The organism is uncultured Rhodospira sp. (assembly GCF_937138205.1).
Lineage (GTDB): Bacteria > Pseudomonadota > Alphaproteobacteria > Rhodospirillales > Rhodospirillaceae > Rhodospira.
Map to the genome: position 1 here is coordinate 1 of NZ_CAKZOT010000009.1, position 15,404 is coordinate 15,404.

At 67.1% G+C, this 15,404-nt stretch carries 10 protein-coding genes and 2 pseudogenes; 4 read left to right on the top strand and 8 right to left on the bottom strand.

The features are described from left to right. The first annotated feature begins 431 nt into the window (after positions 1 to 431). Positions 432 to 5,600, top strand: a complete 5,169-nt coding sequence (locus Q0309_RS01310; protein ID WP_299436581.1) for a diguanylate cyclase — start codon at positions 432 to 434, stop codon at positions 5,598 to 5,600. Positions 5,601 to 5,682: 82 nt separating this feature from the next. Here Q0309_RS01310 and Q0309_RS01315 read toward each other — a convergent pair. Beyond that, positions 5,683 to 6,108 (bottom strand): annotated as a pseudogene (locus tag Q0309_RS01315) (conjugal transfer protein TrbE); the annotation flags it as partial. A gap of 63 nt (positions 6,109 to 6,171) precedes the next feature. Between Q0309_RS01315 and Q0309_RS01320 the strand changes: the two are divergent. Continuing rightward, positions 6,172 to 7,233 (top strand): CocE/NonD family hydrolase C-terminal non-catalytic domain-containing protein, encoded by a 1,062-nt coding sequence (locus Q0309_RS01320; protein WP_299436609.1) that lies wholly within the window; start codon positions 6,172 to 6,174, stop codon positions 7,231 to 7,233. Between the two features lie 34 nt (positions 7,234 to 7,267). Here Q0309_RS01320 and Q0309_RS01325 read toward each other — a convergent pair whose 3' ends face one another. The 3 genes from Q0309_RS01325 to Q0309_RS01335 all read right to left on the bottom strand — a co-directional run bounded on the left by Q0309_RS01325 (position 7,268) and on the right by Q0309_RS01335 (position 9,514). Then, the gene (locus Q0309_RS01325) at positions 7,268 to 8,005 is read right to left on the bottom strand and encodes a DUF72 domain-containing protein (RefSeq protein ID WP_299436584.1); all 738 of its coding nucleotides are present in this window, start codon (positions 8,003 to 8,005) and stop codon (positions 7,268 to 7,270) included. Between the two features lie 12 nt (positions 8,006 to 8,017). Then, positions 8,018 to 9,034, bottom strand: coding sequence for a class I fructose-bisphosphate aldolase (locus Q0309_RS01330; RefSeq protein WP_299436587.1), 1,017 nt, complete (start codon positions 9,032 to 9,034; stop codon positions 8,018 to 8,020). 177 nt (positions 9,035 to 9,211) lie between these two features. Next, a complete protein-coding gene (locus Q0309_RS01335; protein WP_299436590.1) occupies positions 9,212 to 9,514 on the bottom strand; it encodes a hypothetical protein in 303 nt (100 codons plus the stop codon). 178 nt (positions 9,515 to 9,692) lie between these two features. On the opposite strand from Q0309_RS01335, the pseudogene Q0309_RS01340 reads away from it, so the two are divergent. Continuing rightward, positions 9,693 to 9,914: pseudogene (locus Q0309_RS01340) on the top strand (DUF2267 domain-containing protein); the annotation flags it as partial. A 12-nt stretch (positions 9,915 to 9,926) separates the two neighbouring features. On the opposite strand, the gene Q0309_RS01345 reads toward Q0309_RS01340, so the two are convergent. From Q0309_RS01345 to Q0309_RS01360, 4 genes are all read right to left on the bottom strand, one after another. Further along, positions 9,927 to 10,502 carry an SRPBCC family protein gene (locus Q0309_RS01345; RefSeq protein ID WP_299436593.1) on the bottom strand — a complete coding sequence of 192 codons (576 nt, stop codon included), beginning with the start codon at positions 10,500 to 10,502 and terminating at the stop codon, positions 9,927 to 9,929. Continuing rightward, complete coding sequence (locus tag Q0309_RS01350; protein ID WP_299436596.1) at positions 10,499 to 10,693, bottom strand: DUF3008 family protein; 195 nt, start codon at positions 10,691 to 10,693, stop codon at positions 10,499 to 10,501. The genes Q0309_RS01345 and Q0309_RS01350 overlap by 4 nt, the downstream gene beginning before the upstream one ends. 158 nt (positions 10,694 to 10,851) lie before the next feature. Beyond that, positions 10,852 to 11,211 carry a hypothetical protein gene (locus tag Q0309_RS01355; RefSeq protein WP_299436599.1) on the bottom strand — a complete coding sequence of 120 codons (360 nt, stop codon included), beginning with the start codon at positions 11,209 to 11,211 and terminating at the stop codon, positions 10,852 to 10,854. Between the two features lie 162 nt (positions 11,212 to 11,373). Continuing rightward, positions 11,374 to 11,568, bottom strand: coding sequence for a hypothetical protein (locus Q0309_RS01360; RefSeq protein WP_299436602.1), 195 nt, complete (start codon positions 11,566 to 11,568; stop codon positions 11,374 to 11,376). 264 nt (positions 11,569 to 11,832) lie between these two features. Here Q0309_RS01360 and Q0309_RS01365 point away from each other — a divergent pair, with 264 nt between their 5' ends. Beyond that, the gene (locus Q0309_RS01365) at positions 11,833 to 15,333 is read left to right on the top strand and encodes a chemotaxis protein CheB (RefSeq protein WP_299436605.1); all 3,501 of its coding nucleotides are present in this window, start codon (positions 11,833 to 11,835) and stop codon (positions 15,331 to 15,333) included. Positions 15,334 to 15,404: the final 71 nt, after the last annotated feature.

Genomic DNA, 15,404 nt, shown 5'->3' on the forward strand with positions numbered 1-15,404 from the left:
ATCTCAACATCTTGGCATCGACCAGACCGCCCGGGTGTGCCTATCGACCGCGAACACAGGCTAGAGGCGCGCCTTGGTACACTGGGACAGTGCCCTGGCTCAACGTGTTGAGTGTGCCGGTGCCAAGTGAATCAGCCGTTCACATTTTTGGTGGAGTCAAGATGCGGCCGCATCGGTCGTGTCGGCGGCGTGGCGCCGCCTCATGCGGTCACACCTCAGCTAGGCGATTGTCGTTTTCTTGTCGTAATTGCTTGATCGCTCTATGGCCAACCATAGAATAAAGTCGCACCGCGATGTGTCAGTTCTTGTTCCACCAAGATATGGCGGTGCCCACAATTGGTTTGAGTCGAGCCTCGACACGGCAGTAGTATTCCCGGGCGACCTTTGCCGTCGCGTGTCCTTCTGTCCGGCCACAGCCTCAGGTCAAGGCAATGCCACAGTATGCTGTCGAGGACCTGGTGCAACAGGGCCACCTGTTCCGGTATCTGCGGGCGTTTGATCACGAGCGTGGCCGGCGCGTTATCGTCAAGGCGGTCAACGCCGATGACCTTCCTGAGGCGACGTTCCAGGCGTGCCACAAGGCACTGGGCGAGGAAGTCCAGATTCTGTCGCTGGGCAACGGGGACCGCATCCTGCGCCCACTTTCGCTCGGCTTGTTCAATGGGGCCAGGGCCATCGTGTTCGACGATGAACCGGGTCGGGTGCTGTCCGAGGCCCTGAGGGATGCTCCGGTTCCCTGGACCCGGGCCGTGTCCTGGGCCGTGGACATCGCCGATGCCCTCCAGGACCTGCATGGCGCCTGGATCGTCCATCGCAATATCAATCCGGCGAGCTTTCTGTGGTCCCCTGAAACGGACCAAGTGCGCCTCATGGACGCGGCGGTGGCGGTGAGACGCGACCCCGGTATGCCCTATTCCGCCGAATCGGTCGACCTGGTGGGTGCCTTGTCCTACGTCTCGCCGGAACAGACGGGGCGAACCGGCTCGCCCATCGATCACCGCAGTGATCTGTATTCCCTGGGCGTGTTGCTGTTTGAAGGCCTGACGGGTGGCGTCCCGTTTCGGTCCCAGGAACCGATGGAGGTGATTCACGCCCACCTGACTCGACCGGCCCCCGATGTGTCGGACCTGAATCCGCAGGTCCCCCGACCGGTGGCCACCGTGGTCGCCCGGCTCCTGGCCAAGGATCCCCGGGACCGCTACCAGAGCGCTTTCGGCCTGCGGGTCGATCTGGAAGCCCTGCTGGAGCAGGCGCGCGCGGGCGGTCCCCTTGAGGCCGTGCGCCTGCAAGCCGCCGATTCCTCCAGTGATCTGCGCGCGCCGTCGCGGATCCACGGTCGCCAGAGGGATATCGCGACGCTGCGAGCCGCTCATGCCCGAGCCCGACAGGGCGGCTTCGAGATGGTCTTGATTGCCGGCGAATCCGGCAGCGGCAAGACCCGGCTGGTCCGCGAGCTGGAGGTGGTGATGGACGGGCCGGGCGACCGGTTCGTGTCCGCCAAGCTGGACCCGTCCGCCAGTTCCGTGCCGTACCTGCCCATCAGCGAGACCCTGGGACACTTGGTCTCCGACATGCTGGCCCGGGACAAAGAGGCGGTGGCGGCGTTCCGCGACAGCCTGCCTGAGCGCCTGGATGAAAACACGGCGCTGGCGGTGGAACTGGTCCCCGGCCTTGCGACCGTGTTGCCGCCCGCGAGCACGGCGCAGCAAGTCCCGACCCACGAGGCCCAGGCCCGCGCTGTCCTCATAGTTCGCGAGCTCCTCCAGGCCTTCACGGCCGAGGGGCGGGCTCTGGTGCTCTTCCTCGACGACCTGCAATGGGCCGACGTCGCCTCGTTGCAGACTCTGGCCGCCCTCGGCCGCGCCGACGCCTTGCACAACCTGCTGATCGTCGGCGCGTATCGTGACAACGAGGTCCAGGCTGATCATCCGTTGCGCGCTACCATGGCTGATCTCGAAAAAGCGCCGGTCGGCCTGTCCACCCTCCATCTCTCCCGGTTGGGAAACGAGTCCGTCGCTGACGTGGTGGCCGAATGCCTGTGCCGACCGGCCGAGGACGTCGCCGACCTGGCCCGGGCGTGTTTCGACAAGACCCTGGGTAACCCGTTCTTCCTGACCCAATTCCTGCAAACCCTGATCCGAGGCGGCAGTCTGGCGTTCGATCACCGGCGGGGCCGGTGGGACTGGAAATCCGAGGCCGTCGAGCGGATGGCCGCCGCCGAGAACGTGGCCGACCTGATGGTCGAACGGCTTCATGCTCTGACGGAGGCGACCCAGCGGGTCCTGGTCATGAACGCGTGCGCCGATGCTGGCGTCGACCTGAAAACCCTGGCCGTGCTGAGCGATCAGTCCCTGGCCCAGACCGCGCGGGCGATGGCCCACGCCATGGACGCCGGACTGGTGGAACCCACCGGGCGGCACGACGGGACCGGGGCGACGGGCCGCCCTTCGGTGGATCACCCCGACGCCTCTTATCGGTTCGTCCACGACCGCATCCAGGAGGCTGCGCTCGCCCTGCTTGAACGCGACGAGCGCACGGCCGCGCATCTGCGCATCGGGCGCACCCTGCGGGACGCGCTGTCAGGCCCCGCGATCGACGAGCACGTCTTTCAACTGATGTATCACTTCCAGTGGGCGCGGGATCTGCTGAGCGACCCGTCGGAGCGCCTGGCGGTGGCTGGCCTGGCCCTGCACGCGAGCCGCAAAGCCGCCACCACCGGTGGCTTCGGGCCGATGCTTGAGTATGCGCGCCTGGGCTTGGTCCTGTTGCCGGAGGACTCCTGGCATGTCGCCTACGATCTGACCCTGGGCTTGCATGACCAAGCGGTGGCAGGGGCCTTCATCACCCACCAGCACGAGCTTCTGGACACCATGATTCAGGCGGTGCTGGATCACGCCGCCACGCCGTTAGACAAGACCCTTGCGGTCGAATACCAAGTCCTCAGGGCCAACGCCGACGGCGCCATGGCCCATTCCATCGACATCGGCCTCGCGTTCCTTGAGGACCTGGGGGTGTCGTTCCCGCGCCACCCGACCGGCGAGGACATCGGCGCCGGCCTGGCGCAGGCCCAGGCGGTGCTGGCGGAGCGGACCATCGAGGATCTGGCCTCGCTTCCCGAGATGACCGACCCCACGGCGCACGGGTTCATGCGCATCTGCAACGCCATGGCCGGCCCGACCTTCAACTCGGAGCCGACCCTGTTCCTGTGCATGGTGTTCAAGCAGGTCGAATGGTTCGTCAGGCACGGCAATAGTGCTGACGCGGTGGCCGGCTATTCCACCTATGCTATGGCCTTGTGCGTGGTGGCCCGCCAATACGAGGCAGGGCAGGCCTTCGGTGAGCTGGCGTTCAAACTGGCCGACCGCTTCAAGGCCGGGCACGTCAGGGGCCGGCTGTACCTGAACGTCTATCTGTTCGTGCATCACTGGCGCCACCACCTGACCGAAACCTTGGCACCCTTGATGGAGGGGTATCGTCAGGCATACAGCCATGGCGACCTATTGTATGCGTCCCTGAACTCGCTGGTTTACTGCCACCATACCTTGTGGGTTGGCACGCGGCTGCCCGAGGTGGAGGCCACCATGGCCGAACGCCTCTCGGTGATCGAGAACGACTGCGGGCATCATGAGATCGGACGGTGGACCCGCCTGTTCTGGCAGACCGTCCGCACCCTGAGGACGGAGTCGCCCGATCCGGTCGCGCTTGAAGGTGAGATCTTCGACGATCGGGTCAGTGCGCCGGGGCCTGACGAGCCCGACAAGACCTTTATTCTGCTGTATCACCTGTGCAAGCTGATCCTGGCCGTCACGTTCGAGGACAAGGCGCGCATCCCCCATCATCTGGAGACGGGCCAACAGTTTCTCGCGGCCTGCAACGGCATCGTCATCGTGCCGGTGTTCCAGTTCTTTGGGTTCATGGGGCGGGTGATGGTGCTGCGCGATGCCGATGCGCCGCCCACGCCGGATCAACAACGAGAGATCCGCGCCGCCATGGACGCCCAGGTCCAGGACATGCGGCAATGGGCCGCACACGGGCCGATGAATTTCGCCCACAAGTATGCCGCCATGGCCGGCCTGCTCGCTTGGCTGGACGGAGACCGCGACGCCGCATTGGACCTGCTCGACTCAGCGATCAACGGGGCCAGGCGGCATGGCTACCTCTGGGACCAAGCGGTGATCCAGGAATGGCTGGGGCGGGTCTGCCTGGAAGAGGGGCGCGTCCAGGTTGGGGCCATGGCTCTTCGCGACGCGACCCGCGCCTATGCGTCGTGGGGGGCAGGGGCCAAGGCCGCGCACATGAAAGCGCGGTACGGCCTGCTGTTGACCACCGATGGAGACATCGGCCTGGGCGGTGAGCGCGGCGGTGAGGTCGAGTCCAGGGAGTCCATCAGCCACCAGGACCTGGATCTGGGCACTGTGCTAAAGGCATCCCAGGCCATCGGCGCCGAAATCGTGCTCAGCCGGTTGCTGGACCGGATGATGCAGACGGTTCTCGAAAACGCCGGGGCTGACCGGGGCATGTTGTTGCGGGCCAACAGCGACGGCGACATCAGGCTGTGGGCCGAGAAACGGGCCGGCGAGGCAACCCAGGTTCTTCCCGAGGCCAATGGACCGGTGACCGAGCGGATGCTGCCCGTTGGGTTGGTCAACCGAGTGATGACCACCCGCAAGACCGTGATCGTCCCCCAGGCTCCATCGGATGGCCGGGTGGACTACGCGATCCCGCTGGAACGCCACGGCATTTGCTCCGCCCTGTGCCTGCCAATTCGGGCGCGGGACGAGGTGACCGTGCTGCTGTACCTGGAGAACCGGGTCACGCCAAACGCGTTCACCGAGCAGCGGGTGGCCGTCCTCGACATGCTCGCCGGTCAGATCACGGTGTCGTTGGAGAACGCCCGGCTGTACGAGCAGCTTGAAGCGCGGGTGGCGGAACGGACCAAGGAATTGCGGGACAAGATGGCGGAATTGTCCGAGGCGTACGAGACCGTCAGCAAGGTCCAGGTCGAACTGGAAGCCCAGGCCGTCGAGCTCCGCCGCGCCAATGAGATCACCGAGGAAGCCAACCGCGAACTGGTGGAGAAAAACGCCATCATCCAGCGCATGGCTTCCACCGACGCCCTGACCGGCCTGTTCAATCGGCGCTTTTTCGACGAAACCCTGGCCCGGGAACTGGAACGGGCCAGGCGCTACGGCAAGGCCTTGAGCATGGCGATCGTCGATATCGACCACTTCAAGCGGTTCAATGACCGCTATGGCCATGCCTGCGGTGACCGGGTGCTCCAAACGGTCGCACGGGTGCTGACGGCCCGGGTTCGGGCGGCCGATACGGTGGCGCGGTGGGGCGGCGAGGAATTCTGCATTCTGATGCCGGAGACTGACTTGGAGGGGGCCCGCACGGCCATGGAGGGCATCCGCGTGGCCGTCGAAACCACGCGCCTGCCGGACATCGACGAGGCGCTGACCGCCAGCGTGGGTGTGGCCGCGACGAACCCCGCCGAGGCACAGGACGCCTTGTTCCACCGGGTGGACGAGGCCCTGTATGCCGCCAAGGAAAACGGCCGTAATCAGGTGCGCGCGCACCACCAGGGGCGTGTGGTTTGACCGCGCGCCCGCGTGGCCCTCATGCCATTTCCTTGGACTCCTGCGGAACCTGACGCCGCAGAATGGCCCTCCATCGGCGCGGGTCGTGGACCAGCAACGCCCCGATCCATTCGGCAGCCCAGCTTCGGGTGGCCGGATCATCGATGCCGCGCAGGGGCTGGAAGGCCAGCGTGCCGTCGGCCCCCAACACATGGTGGGTTCCGTCCATGGCCAGCACGGCGGCGCGGGTGGAGTTGCCCTTGTCGAAGACGAACACCTGGGCGCCGGCATAGCGCCTGAACTGCAGCGCCAACAGCGCCAGCAGCACCGACTTGCCGGCCCCGGTCGGTCCCACGATCAGCATGTGACCGACATCGCCGACATGGGTCGACAGGCGGAACGGTGTCGAGCCCGAGGTCTCGGCCAGCAGCAGCGGCGGACCGTCCAGGTGCGCATTGCGCGCCGGCCCGGCCCAGACCGGCGACAAGGGCATCAGGTGGGCCAGGTTCAGGGTATGGACCAGCGGCTGTCCGATCTGCCCCAGCATGACCTCTACACCTATGAACTGGGGGCGGTCTTCCTGGAAGACGCCATGCCGCCACAGACGGCCTACAGCGAAAAGGCCGGCACCTGGATCAGCGAGCCGGTCTGGCCGAGCGCGAACGTGACCGAGGTCACGCACCCCCTGGGCGCGCATTCCATCCGGCCGCCTGAGGCGCCCGGCGATGATCGGATCCTCACCCTGAGTTCACCGCTGACGGTCGGCCTGTACGCCGGCAAGTGGTGCGCCTATGCGGCCGGTCCGGATCTGGCGGGGGATCAGCGCGCGGAGGACGGCGGCTGCCTGGTGTTCGAGACGGAGCCGCTGGACGAGGACCTGGTCATCCTGGGCCGGCCTCGCGTCGACCTGACCGTCACGCCGGACGCCCCGGTGGCGATGGTGGCGGCGCGGCTGTCGGACGTCATGCCCGACGGGCAGGCCGCGCGGGTCACCTACGGCCTGCTCAACCTCTGTCACCGCGACGGACACGAGCAGCCGGAGCCCTTGGCGCCGGGCGAGACGCACACCGCCCGCGTGTGGATGAACGACGCGGCCAAGGTGTTCCGCGCCGGCCACCCTCTGCGGCTGTCGCTGTCCACGTCCTATTGGCCGCTGGCCTGGCCGGCGCCGTCGGCGGTGGATTTGCGCGTCCACCTGGAGGGCACCACGCTGACGCTGCCGGTGCGCCGCGCCGATGCGCCGGCCGGCGGTCCTTTCGACGCGCCGCGCACGGCGCTGCCCCTGGCCGTCTCGACGGTGCATCCGGGCGAGAGCACATGGCGGGTCGAGCACGACCTGACCGACGGGCGGTCGACCCTGCATGTGATCAAGGACGAGGGCCGCACACGGCTGGAGGAAGACGGGCTGGAGATGTGGACGGACACCCGCGAGGCCTACTCCGTCAGGGCTGGCGATTTCACCAGCCCGCGCGGGGAAACGCTGTGGCGGCGCGGGTTCGAACGCGACGGCTGGCGGGTCGAGACGGTCACCCGCACAGTCCTGACCTGCGACGCGGAGCGGTTCTATTTGCGGGCCGAACTGGACGCCTATGAGGGTGACGTCCGCATCTGGTCAAAGAACTGGGACGAGGCCATTCCCCGCCGGCTGGTGTAGCGCCGCACGATCCGGGTTCCTCTGACGCCTGCGGTCAGCCACCACCCCCATCCGCGACCATCTCCATCAGCCGCGCCGCGTCGCGCGGCGCGTGGCCGTCCTGGTCGTTGTCGAAGAACACGTACACGTCCGGGCCACCGTCCCGCCAGGCCCGGATCCGGTCGGCCCAGGCACCCAGGGCCGCGTCATCATAGGATCCCTCGTAAGCCTTGCCGGGTCCGTGCAGGCGCACATAGGCAAAGTCGGCCGTGGTCTTGACCGGCGATGTTCGGCCGTCGATGTCGTAGACAGCAAAGGCCGCGTTGTGGCGGGACAGGACCGCGTCGATCTCGTCGGAAAACCAGCTCTCGTCTCGCGGTTCCACGGCGCAGCGATAAGCCGTCGGCACCGCCGCCAACAGCGCGTCGAGCCGATCCGGATTGGCGCGCCACTTCGGCGGCAACTGGAACAACAGCGGTCCCACCCGATCACCAAGTGCCCGCACCGTCTCAAGGAAGGGCGCGAGGCTCTCTTGCGGGTCTTTCAGCTTCTTCATGTGGGTGATGTAACGGCTGGCCTTGCAGGCGAAGACGAACCCGTCCGGCGTCAGCGCGCGCCACGTCGCCAGCGTGTCCGCGGAGGGCAGCGAATAGAATGTGGTGTTCACCTCGGCCGCCGGGAACCGGCCGGCGTAGTGCGCCAGCCGGTCGGCGGGCCGGGTGCCGTCCGGATAGAACGGCCCGACCCAGTGGTCGTAGTGCCACCCGGAGGTTCCGATCAAAACGCGCGCCATCCCCGCGCGCCCTCACGCCGCCAGTTGGCCCAGCGCCGCCTGTCGGTTGGCCTCGGCCCGTTCCAGGAACGCGGCGCGCGCGGCCTCGGCGTTGTCGTTGTCCCCGGCCCAGGTCTTCAGGGCCGCCTGTTGCAGGGCGCGGCCGTAGGAGAAGCTGAGCGACCACGGCGCGCCGTCCCGCCGGGCGCGGCGGTTGATGGCGTCCAGGTTGACGGTGGCCTGCTCGTCGCCCTGCCCGCCGGACAGGAACACGATGCCCGGCACGGCCGCCGGCACGGTGCGGCGGAAACACGCCAGGGTGCGCTCCGCCACCGTGTCCGGGTCGGCCTGGTCGGTGGCGTCCTTGCCGGAGATCACCATGTTCGGCTTGAGCAGGATCCCTTCCAGCATCACGCCCTGGGCGTGCAGTTCGCGAAACACGGCGCGCTGCACCGCCTCGGTGTCGGCGAAGCAGGCCTCGATGTTGTGCGAGCCGTCCATCAGCACTTCGGGCTCGACGATGGGCACGAGGCCGGCCTCCTGGGCCAGCGCGGCGTAGCGCGCCAGGGCGTGGGCGTTGACCTGAATGCAGCGATCGGTCGGGCGGCCGCCGCCGATGCTGTAGACGGCGCGCCACTTGGCGAAGCGCGCCCCCATGGCGGCGTACTCGTGGAAGCGGTCGCGCAGGCCGTCCAGCCCCTCGGTCACGGTCTCGCCGCCGTCGGGGTGAGGCGCCAGCGGCTTGGCGCCCTTGTCGACCTTGATGCCAGGGATCATGCCGGCGTCTTCGATCAGGCGCACCAACGGCGTGCCATCCGGCGCGGCCTGACGAATGGTCTCGTCGAACAGGATGACGCCGCTGATATGGTCGCCCACACCCGGCGTGCCGACCAGCATGTGGCGGTAGTCGCGCCGGTTGGTTTCCGTGGACTCCACGCCCACGGCCTCGAAGCGCTTGCGGATCGAGCCGGTGCTTTCGTCGGCGGCCAGCAGGCCCTTGCCGTCGGCGACAAGGGCGGTGGCGGTTTCGTGCAGTCGTGTGGTGTCCATGGGGTCCTCTGTTTCGCTATCGTCTTCGGGCGAGCGTAAGGCCCGACCGGCGGGACAGGCGTTCCGTCCGTGCGCCGAACCCTTTCCCTAAAAAACGCATGGCCCCGGCACCGGGTTCCGTCGCGGGGCGGCCCGATCGGCACACTCACGGTCTAGCGGCGGCGCCGCCTCTCGCGGCTACCCGACCCTGTCGGGATCACGCCGACCATTGACCTCGGATTGCGTCCGACGCGGGCCAGAGCCGGGCTCCGGCCGGCGCGCCGTGACCAGCCAGACGAGCCACCCCAGGCCGATGCCCAGGAGCGAAATCATCAGCGGGGGAATGATCACCGCGATCAACCACAGGTCGTCATGCAGATAGGCAACCAGTGGGGCCAGCAGGCCAATGTAGAGGGCGGCAAGGATGGTCAACCCAACCCACACCGCAAAAAACCACCGGCGCAACCGACCGAGCGCCTGGTGCCGCGCGTGTCCGAACATCGGTTTCTCCCGTTCATCGATGTGACCCGGGTCTCGCGAACCCATGCGAAACAGGACTGGCCCTTGTTGAGAAACGCCGACGCGCGGCGAACGTTGCGTGGGCGGTGCGAACTCCCGCGAAGAGCTTGCGGGCAAAGCGTGCACCCTGGTCCGCGGCATCTAATTCGAGGGCTGGAAGCCGGCCGACACGCCGTCGCGGGAGCGCTCCGTTGATGCGTTCCTGGCATCCGTGCGCGACCGCCTGTCGGAGCATCCGGAAATCGATGCCGAGGAGGCCCTTGTCTCCGTGGTCGCCTTGCTGAAGCGGAAGCTCAACACGACCGAGCTCGACCACATGCTCGACGAACTGCCGAACCAGGTCCGCGCGCGCATCGAGACGACGGGCCAAGCACGCCACTGAGCAAGTTCTAGGCTAACCCTGGGGCGGGGGCGCTGATCCGGCGGCGGGATCAGCGGTCTCGTCCGGTTGGCCGGTTTCGAGCAACTGTTTCAGGCGCGCGAGTTCGCGGGTGGTTCGCGCGCGGGACTCCGCCGGCGACATCTTCACCGCCAACCTCCCCACCATGCCGCGCGGCGGGTCATAAGCGATGACGGCGTTGACCAGGGTCGCCCCGTCGGACCCGGTATCCTGGAATTCAATACGGCCGGCATTGCGAACGCGCGCCCATTCGACGGATGTCCACGCGAGGCAGGTGTTGGGGGCGTCTTCGGTGAGGAAGGTATCCCACTCCAGCGTGCGGCCGCCCGGCGCGGCGACGATCCAGCGGTATCGCCCCGCCTCCTCAAGGGGGTGAATCGCCTCAAGACCCTCCATGAACGCCGGCAGGTTCTCGACGTTGCTCCAGAAGGCATAGACGTCCCGTTTCGGCCTGTTGATCGTGATCGACGCCGTGATCACCGACTTGTATCGCCGGGACAGGGTTTCAATAGCCTCTTCGTTGACAGGTGAGGCACGCTCGTCGGAAACGGGCGGAGATGGATCGGTCATGACGCGCCTTTCGACTGGTGCTCCGGCTTCCCCTTCCTGTCGGTCGATGCCATGGCGTCCAATTCTTGCTCGTCCATGGAGGCGTACATGGACTTGGCAGCCCCGGCCAGGTGGTCCGGGTCGGTCTCGCCCCGCTTTGCGGCCAGGGCCGCGCCAGCCGCCTTCTGCTGTGCTTGAGACTTCGCGGGCATCGCGCGGGCTCCATCCTTTCAGGTTCCGTGGCTCGCGGGGCCGACGACACCGGCTCAGGCCGGCGCCGTAACTGCCACGCTTCAAACGGACTTCTCAAACGGACTCTGGGCGGGACCATGTCGGCCCCGCCCAAAGCCTCAACGGAGACTCTCTGCCGCTAGTGTGACGGTGCGGCAGAGCTGTCGATGTGGACGGAGACAGTCCCCGCCTGCATCGTGCGTTCCGTCCGGTCCTCCTCGGCGAGATCGAGCATCCCCGACGCACTGACCAGGTCGTTGCGCTCGATCTGGACGCGCCCGACGTCATCAATCGGGTTGTCCCCGAGGCGATTGATATGCACAGTCACCGGACCATGACGCGCGGCCACGGTGAAGGTGCCGGCCTCTTCGTTCACCGCCGTGACGCGGCCGTTCACGGTCGCATCGCGCGGATAGGCCAAGCCTTGCGCCAAGGCGGCCCCGCTGAGGGCGGCGGTGGTGGCCATGGCAACGGCCATCGTCGTGACAGTCCGTTTCATCGTTACCTCCTTGGTCTCGTGAGGCCATTCTGAAGCACCCCATTGATCGGGCGCCTTCAGAAGGCGGTCATGGAATCAACGCCTGGATGGGGCGTCCGTTGCACCGGTAGCCGATTTTTTTGGTCGGATTCGTGAACCGGCCGAGGACACAGCGCGACCGGTTCAGATCAGTTCCCGCACGACGCTGCCGGTCACGGTGCGCGCGATCTTGCCGCCCTCCGGCGTGCCCCGGATCAGGGCCTTGGCCATCTGCTTGGCCTGCTCCAGCGTCAGGTGAGGCGGCAGCGGCGGCTCGTGCGGGTCTACATCGCAGTGCAGAACCGCCGCGCCGTCATGGGCCAGGAACGCATCGAGCACGCCGACCCACGCCAGAGGGGGAACCGGTCGCGTGGACCGCCGCGCCCCCCTCCGTTGGATGGCATTGAGACTATGCGATTGTAGGGGGTGTAGACGTATAGTAGTTAGTCGTGTTCGGTTTGTTTGCCAGACTGCACCCTGGCTCGCGTTGTTTGCGCCTCTTGCCGTGGCCATCGAGATGGCCGCCGACCCGGCGGGCTTTCGTGGAAGGCGGGGCCGGCCGTGTTTGTATGAGCCGTTTGTCTCGCGCCCAATGAGGGAATCATGTCCTCCGCTCCAGACACTCCGTTCCCCATCGTCGGGCTGGGGGCGTCCGCCGGCGGCATTGCCGCCCTGAACACCTTTTTCGACCACATGGCGCCGGACACCGGCATGGCCTTCGTGGTCATTCTCCACCTGGACCCGTCCGTGGCGAGCCGTGTGTCGGAGATCCTGGCCACGCACACCGCCATGCCGGTGGAGCCGGCGGCGGAGGACATGCCCGTCCAGCCCAACCGGGTCTATGTCATCCCGCCGGGCGCCCTGCTGAGCCTGAAGGACGACACCTTCCACCTGGAAGAGATCGATCAGGACCGGGTCAAGCGCCGCCCGGTGGACCATTTCCTGGCCTCGGTCGCCGCCCTGCGCGGCGAGCGCGCGGTGGGTGTCATCCTCTCAGGCACCGGCAGCAACGGCTCGGCCGGCATCCAGCGGGTCAAGGATGCCGGCGGCCTGGTCGCGGTGCAGGACCCCGAGACGGCGGAATATCCGGGAATGCCCCGTCAGGCCGTGGCGACCGGCTTGGCCGACATCGTGCAGCCGGTCGAGTCGCTGCCCGGCACGATCCGCGACGTGGTGCTTCACGACGCGACCATCCCGCCCCTTTCTGACGGCCAGCGGGGGACGGCACTCCCGGCCCCCCTGGACCAGATCCTGGCCACGGTGCGAGCCACCACCGGCCAGGAGTTCCGCTGCTACAAGGACGCCACCGTCGGCCGGCGCATCCACCGCCGCATGGGCCTGAAAGGCGCGCGCACGATCGACGACTACCTCGTCCTGGTGCGGGAGGACCCTCGGGAAGCCACGGCCCTGTCCCGCGACCTGCTGATCAACGTGACCAGTTTCTTCCGTGACCCCGAGGCCTGGGAGGCGCTGCGCGAGACGGTCATCGCGCCGCTGGTCACCCGGCAGGACACGGATCGCCCGATCCGCGCCTGGGTGCCCGGCTGCGCCACGGGCGAGGAGGCGTATTCCCTGGCCATGCTGCTGATCGAGGAGGTCGAGGCCGCCCGGGTCGCCATCTCCGTCCGGGTGTTCGCCACGGACGCCAGCGAGGATGCCCTGGCCATCGGCCGCGAGGGTGTCTATCCCGCCAGTGTGGTCGAGGCCCTGCCGGAGCGCCGCGTGCAGCGCTTTTTCACGCGCGAGGACGATACCTTCCGCGTGCGACCGACCCTGCGCGACGCTGTCACCTTCGCCCCGCAGAACCTGTTGTGCGACCCGCCGTTCTCGCGGATGGACCTGGTGACCTGCCGCAATGTCCTGATCTACTTGAAACCCGAGATCCAGCGGAAGCTGATCGGGCTGTTCCAGTTCGCGTTGAACGACGGCGGCGCCCTGTTCCTGGGCTCCGTCGAGACCGCCGTCGCGCCGGACGACGGGTTCGAGACTCTCTCCAAACGGTGGCGCATTCATCGGCGCACCGGGCCGTTGCACCGCACCGGCATCGAGTTCCCGGTCGTCGGCACTGTACCGGTGGGGCCGGACCGGGTCGGGCCGCCGCCGTCCGATCCGCCCGTCCGGCGGCGCGATCATGGTGACCTGGCCCGGCGCGTGCTGCTTGACCGCTACGCGCCGCCGACCGTGCTGACGGACACGGAGCTGCGCATTCTGTCGGTGCATGGCGACACCGGCCCGTTCCTCCGCCACCCGGACGGCGAGCCCACGCGCGACCTGACCCGGCACCTGCGCGACGCCCTGCACCACACGGTGCGGGAACTGACACGAACAGCCACGGAGCAGCGGCGCACACAGAGTGGCGAGGCGCTGGTGACGAGGGAAGAGCGCCCTGTCCCCGTCACCGTGACCGTCACCCCGATCAGCGACAGCACGGACAACACGGTCCTGCTGATCAGTTTCGAAAGCTGGCCGACCCGACCGACGGCGCCCGAGGCATCGCCGCACGAGGCGCGGGCCGCGACGGATCAACCCGATGCCGCGCCGGAGGCCCAGCCCACGCTGGAAGGAGACCTGCTCGCGACTCGGGAACAGTTGCGGCTGACCGTGCGCCAGCTTGAAGCCTCGAACGAGGACCTGAAGGCCTCGAACGAGGAAATCATGTCGATGAACGAGGAGTTGCAGTCGACCAACGAGGAACTGGAAAGCTCCAAGGAGGAACTGCAATCCCTGAACGAGGAACTGAATACCGTCAACAATCAGCTACAAAGCAAGGTGCAGGAGCTTGAAACCAAGAGCAACGATCTCAACAACCTCCTCAACAGCACCGACACCCCGACCCTGTTCCTGAACCCCGCCATGCATGTGCGCTGGTTCACCCCGGGCGTGCGCCGCCTGATCGACCTGACGCCCACCGATATGGGGCGCCCCCTGGCCAGTTTCGTCTGTCGGGTGGCCGACGGGGCTTTCGAGGCGGACGCGCGAGAGGTTCTGTCGACACTTCAACCGCTGACGCGCGAGGTTCCCAGCACCGAGGACGACAGCTGGTTCCTGCGCCGGATCCTGCCCTATCGCACCGAGGACGACCGTATCGACGGCGTCGTGGTCACCTTCACCGACATCACCGAACGGCGCGGGTACGAACGCCAACTGGAAGAGGCCAAGGCGTTCGCCGAGGCCATTGTCGAGACCGTGCGGGCGCCGCTGCTCATTCTCGACCCCACGCAGAAGGTGGTGTCCGCGAACCAGGCGTTCTACGACAATTTCCACGTGCGTTCGGACATGACCGAGGGACGCTACCTTTCCGAACTGGGCAACGGCCAGTGGGACATCCCCGAACTGCACCACCTGATCACTGAAGTGCTCCCCCGGGAAAAGGCTGTTGATGCCTTCGAGGTGGAGCACGCCTTTCCGTATATCGGGTCGCGGGTCATGCTGGTCGACGCCACACGACTCGACCATATGGACCTGATCCTGCTGTCGATAGAGGACGTGACGGAACAGCGCCTCGGCGAGGAACGCCGCGAGCGGCTGATGCGCGAGCAGAACCACCGCATCAAGAACATCATGACGACGATCCAGTCCATCGCCTGGCAGACTATGCGGCGCTCCGCCTCGCTGGAGGAGTTCAGGATGCCCTTCCTGGACCGGCTGGCGGTGTTCGGCCAGTGCCAGGATGTCCTGTTGCATGGGATCGCAGGGGAGACCACGGTGCCCGAACTGCTGGAGGCGACTCTGGCGCCCCATTTTCGCAAGGGGCATGATATCCTGGACGTGGCGGAGCTTGCGCAGGTGACCCTTGCCGGGCCGCCGGCCCTTGGGCTGGCGCTGATCGTGCATGAACTGGCCACCAACGCCGTCAAATACGGCGCGTTGTCCGACGAGAAAGGCTACCTGGAACTCTGCGGCGATGTCGTCAAGCGCGACGGCACGCAGCACTGGCGGCTCGTCTGGTGGGAACGCGACGGCCCGCCGGCGAAGACGCCGGACCGTGTCGGCTTTGGCATGGAACTGATCGACACCGCCGCGCGGCACGACCTGAACGGATTGGCCACCTTCGACTTCAGCGAGGCCGGCCTGACCGTCGAGATCACGGTGCCGATGGGATAGGGTGCTTCGCGGACGCCCCCCTCTGTGCCAACGATCATGAGACAGCTGCCCCCCACACGTTTAGACTTGAG

Bases quoted from the DNA above. Each gene is read 5' to 3' on its own strand.
- Q0309_RS01320 (WP_299436609.1), top strand. From the start codon at position 6,172: ATGCCGCCACAGACGGCCTACAGCGAAAAGGCCGGCACCTGGATCAGC.
- Q0309_RS01350 (WP_299436596.1), bottom strand. From the start codon at position 10,693: ATGCCCGCGAAGTCTCAAGCACAGCAGAAGGCGGCTGGCGCGGCCCTG.
- Q0309_RS01330 (WP_299436587.1), bottom strand. From the start codon at position 9,034: ATGGACACCACACGACTGCACGAAACCGCCACCGCCCTTGTCGCCGAC.
- Q0309_RS01365 (WP_299436605.1), top strand. From the start codon at position 11,833: ATGTCCTCCGCTCCAGACACTCCGTTCCCCATCGTCGGGCTGGGGGCG.
- Q0309_RS01325 (WP_299436584.1), bottom strand. From the start codon at position 8,005: ATGGCGCGCGTTTTGATCGGAACCTCCGGGTGGCACTACGACCACTGG.
- Q0309_RS01335 (WP_299436590.1), bottom strand. From the start codon at position 9,514: ATGTTCGGACACGCGCGGCACCAGGCGCTCGGTCGGTTGCGCCGGTGG.
- Q0309_RS01345 (WP_299436593.1), bottom strand. From the start codon at position 10,502: ATGACCGATCCATCTCCGCCCGTTTCCGACGAGCGTGCCTCACCTGTC.
- Q0309_RS01355 (WP_299436599.1), bottom strand. From the start codon at position 11,211: ATGAAACGGACTGTCACGACGATGGCCGTTGCCATGGCCACCACCGCC.
- Q0309_RS01310 (WP_299436581.1), top strand. From the start codon at position 432: ATGCCACAGTATGCTGTCGAGGACCTGGTGCAACAGGGCCACCTGTTC.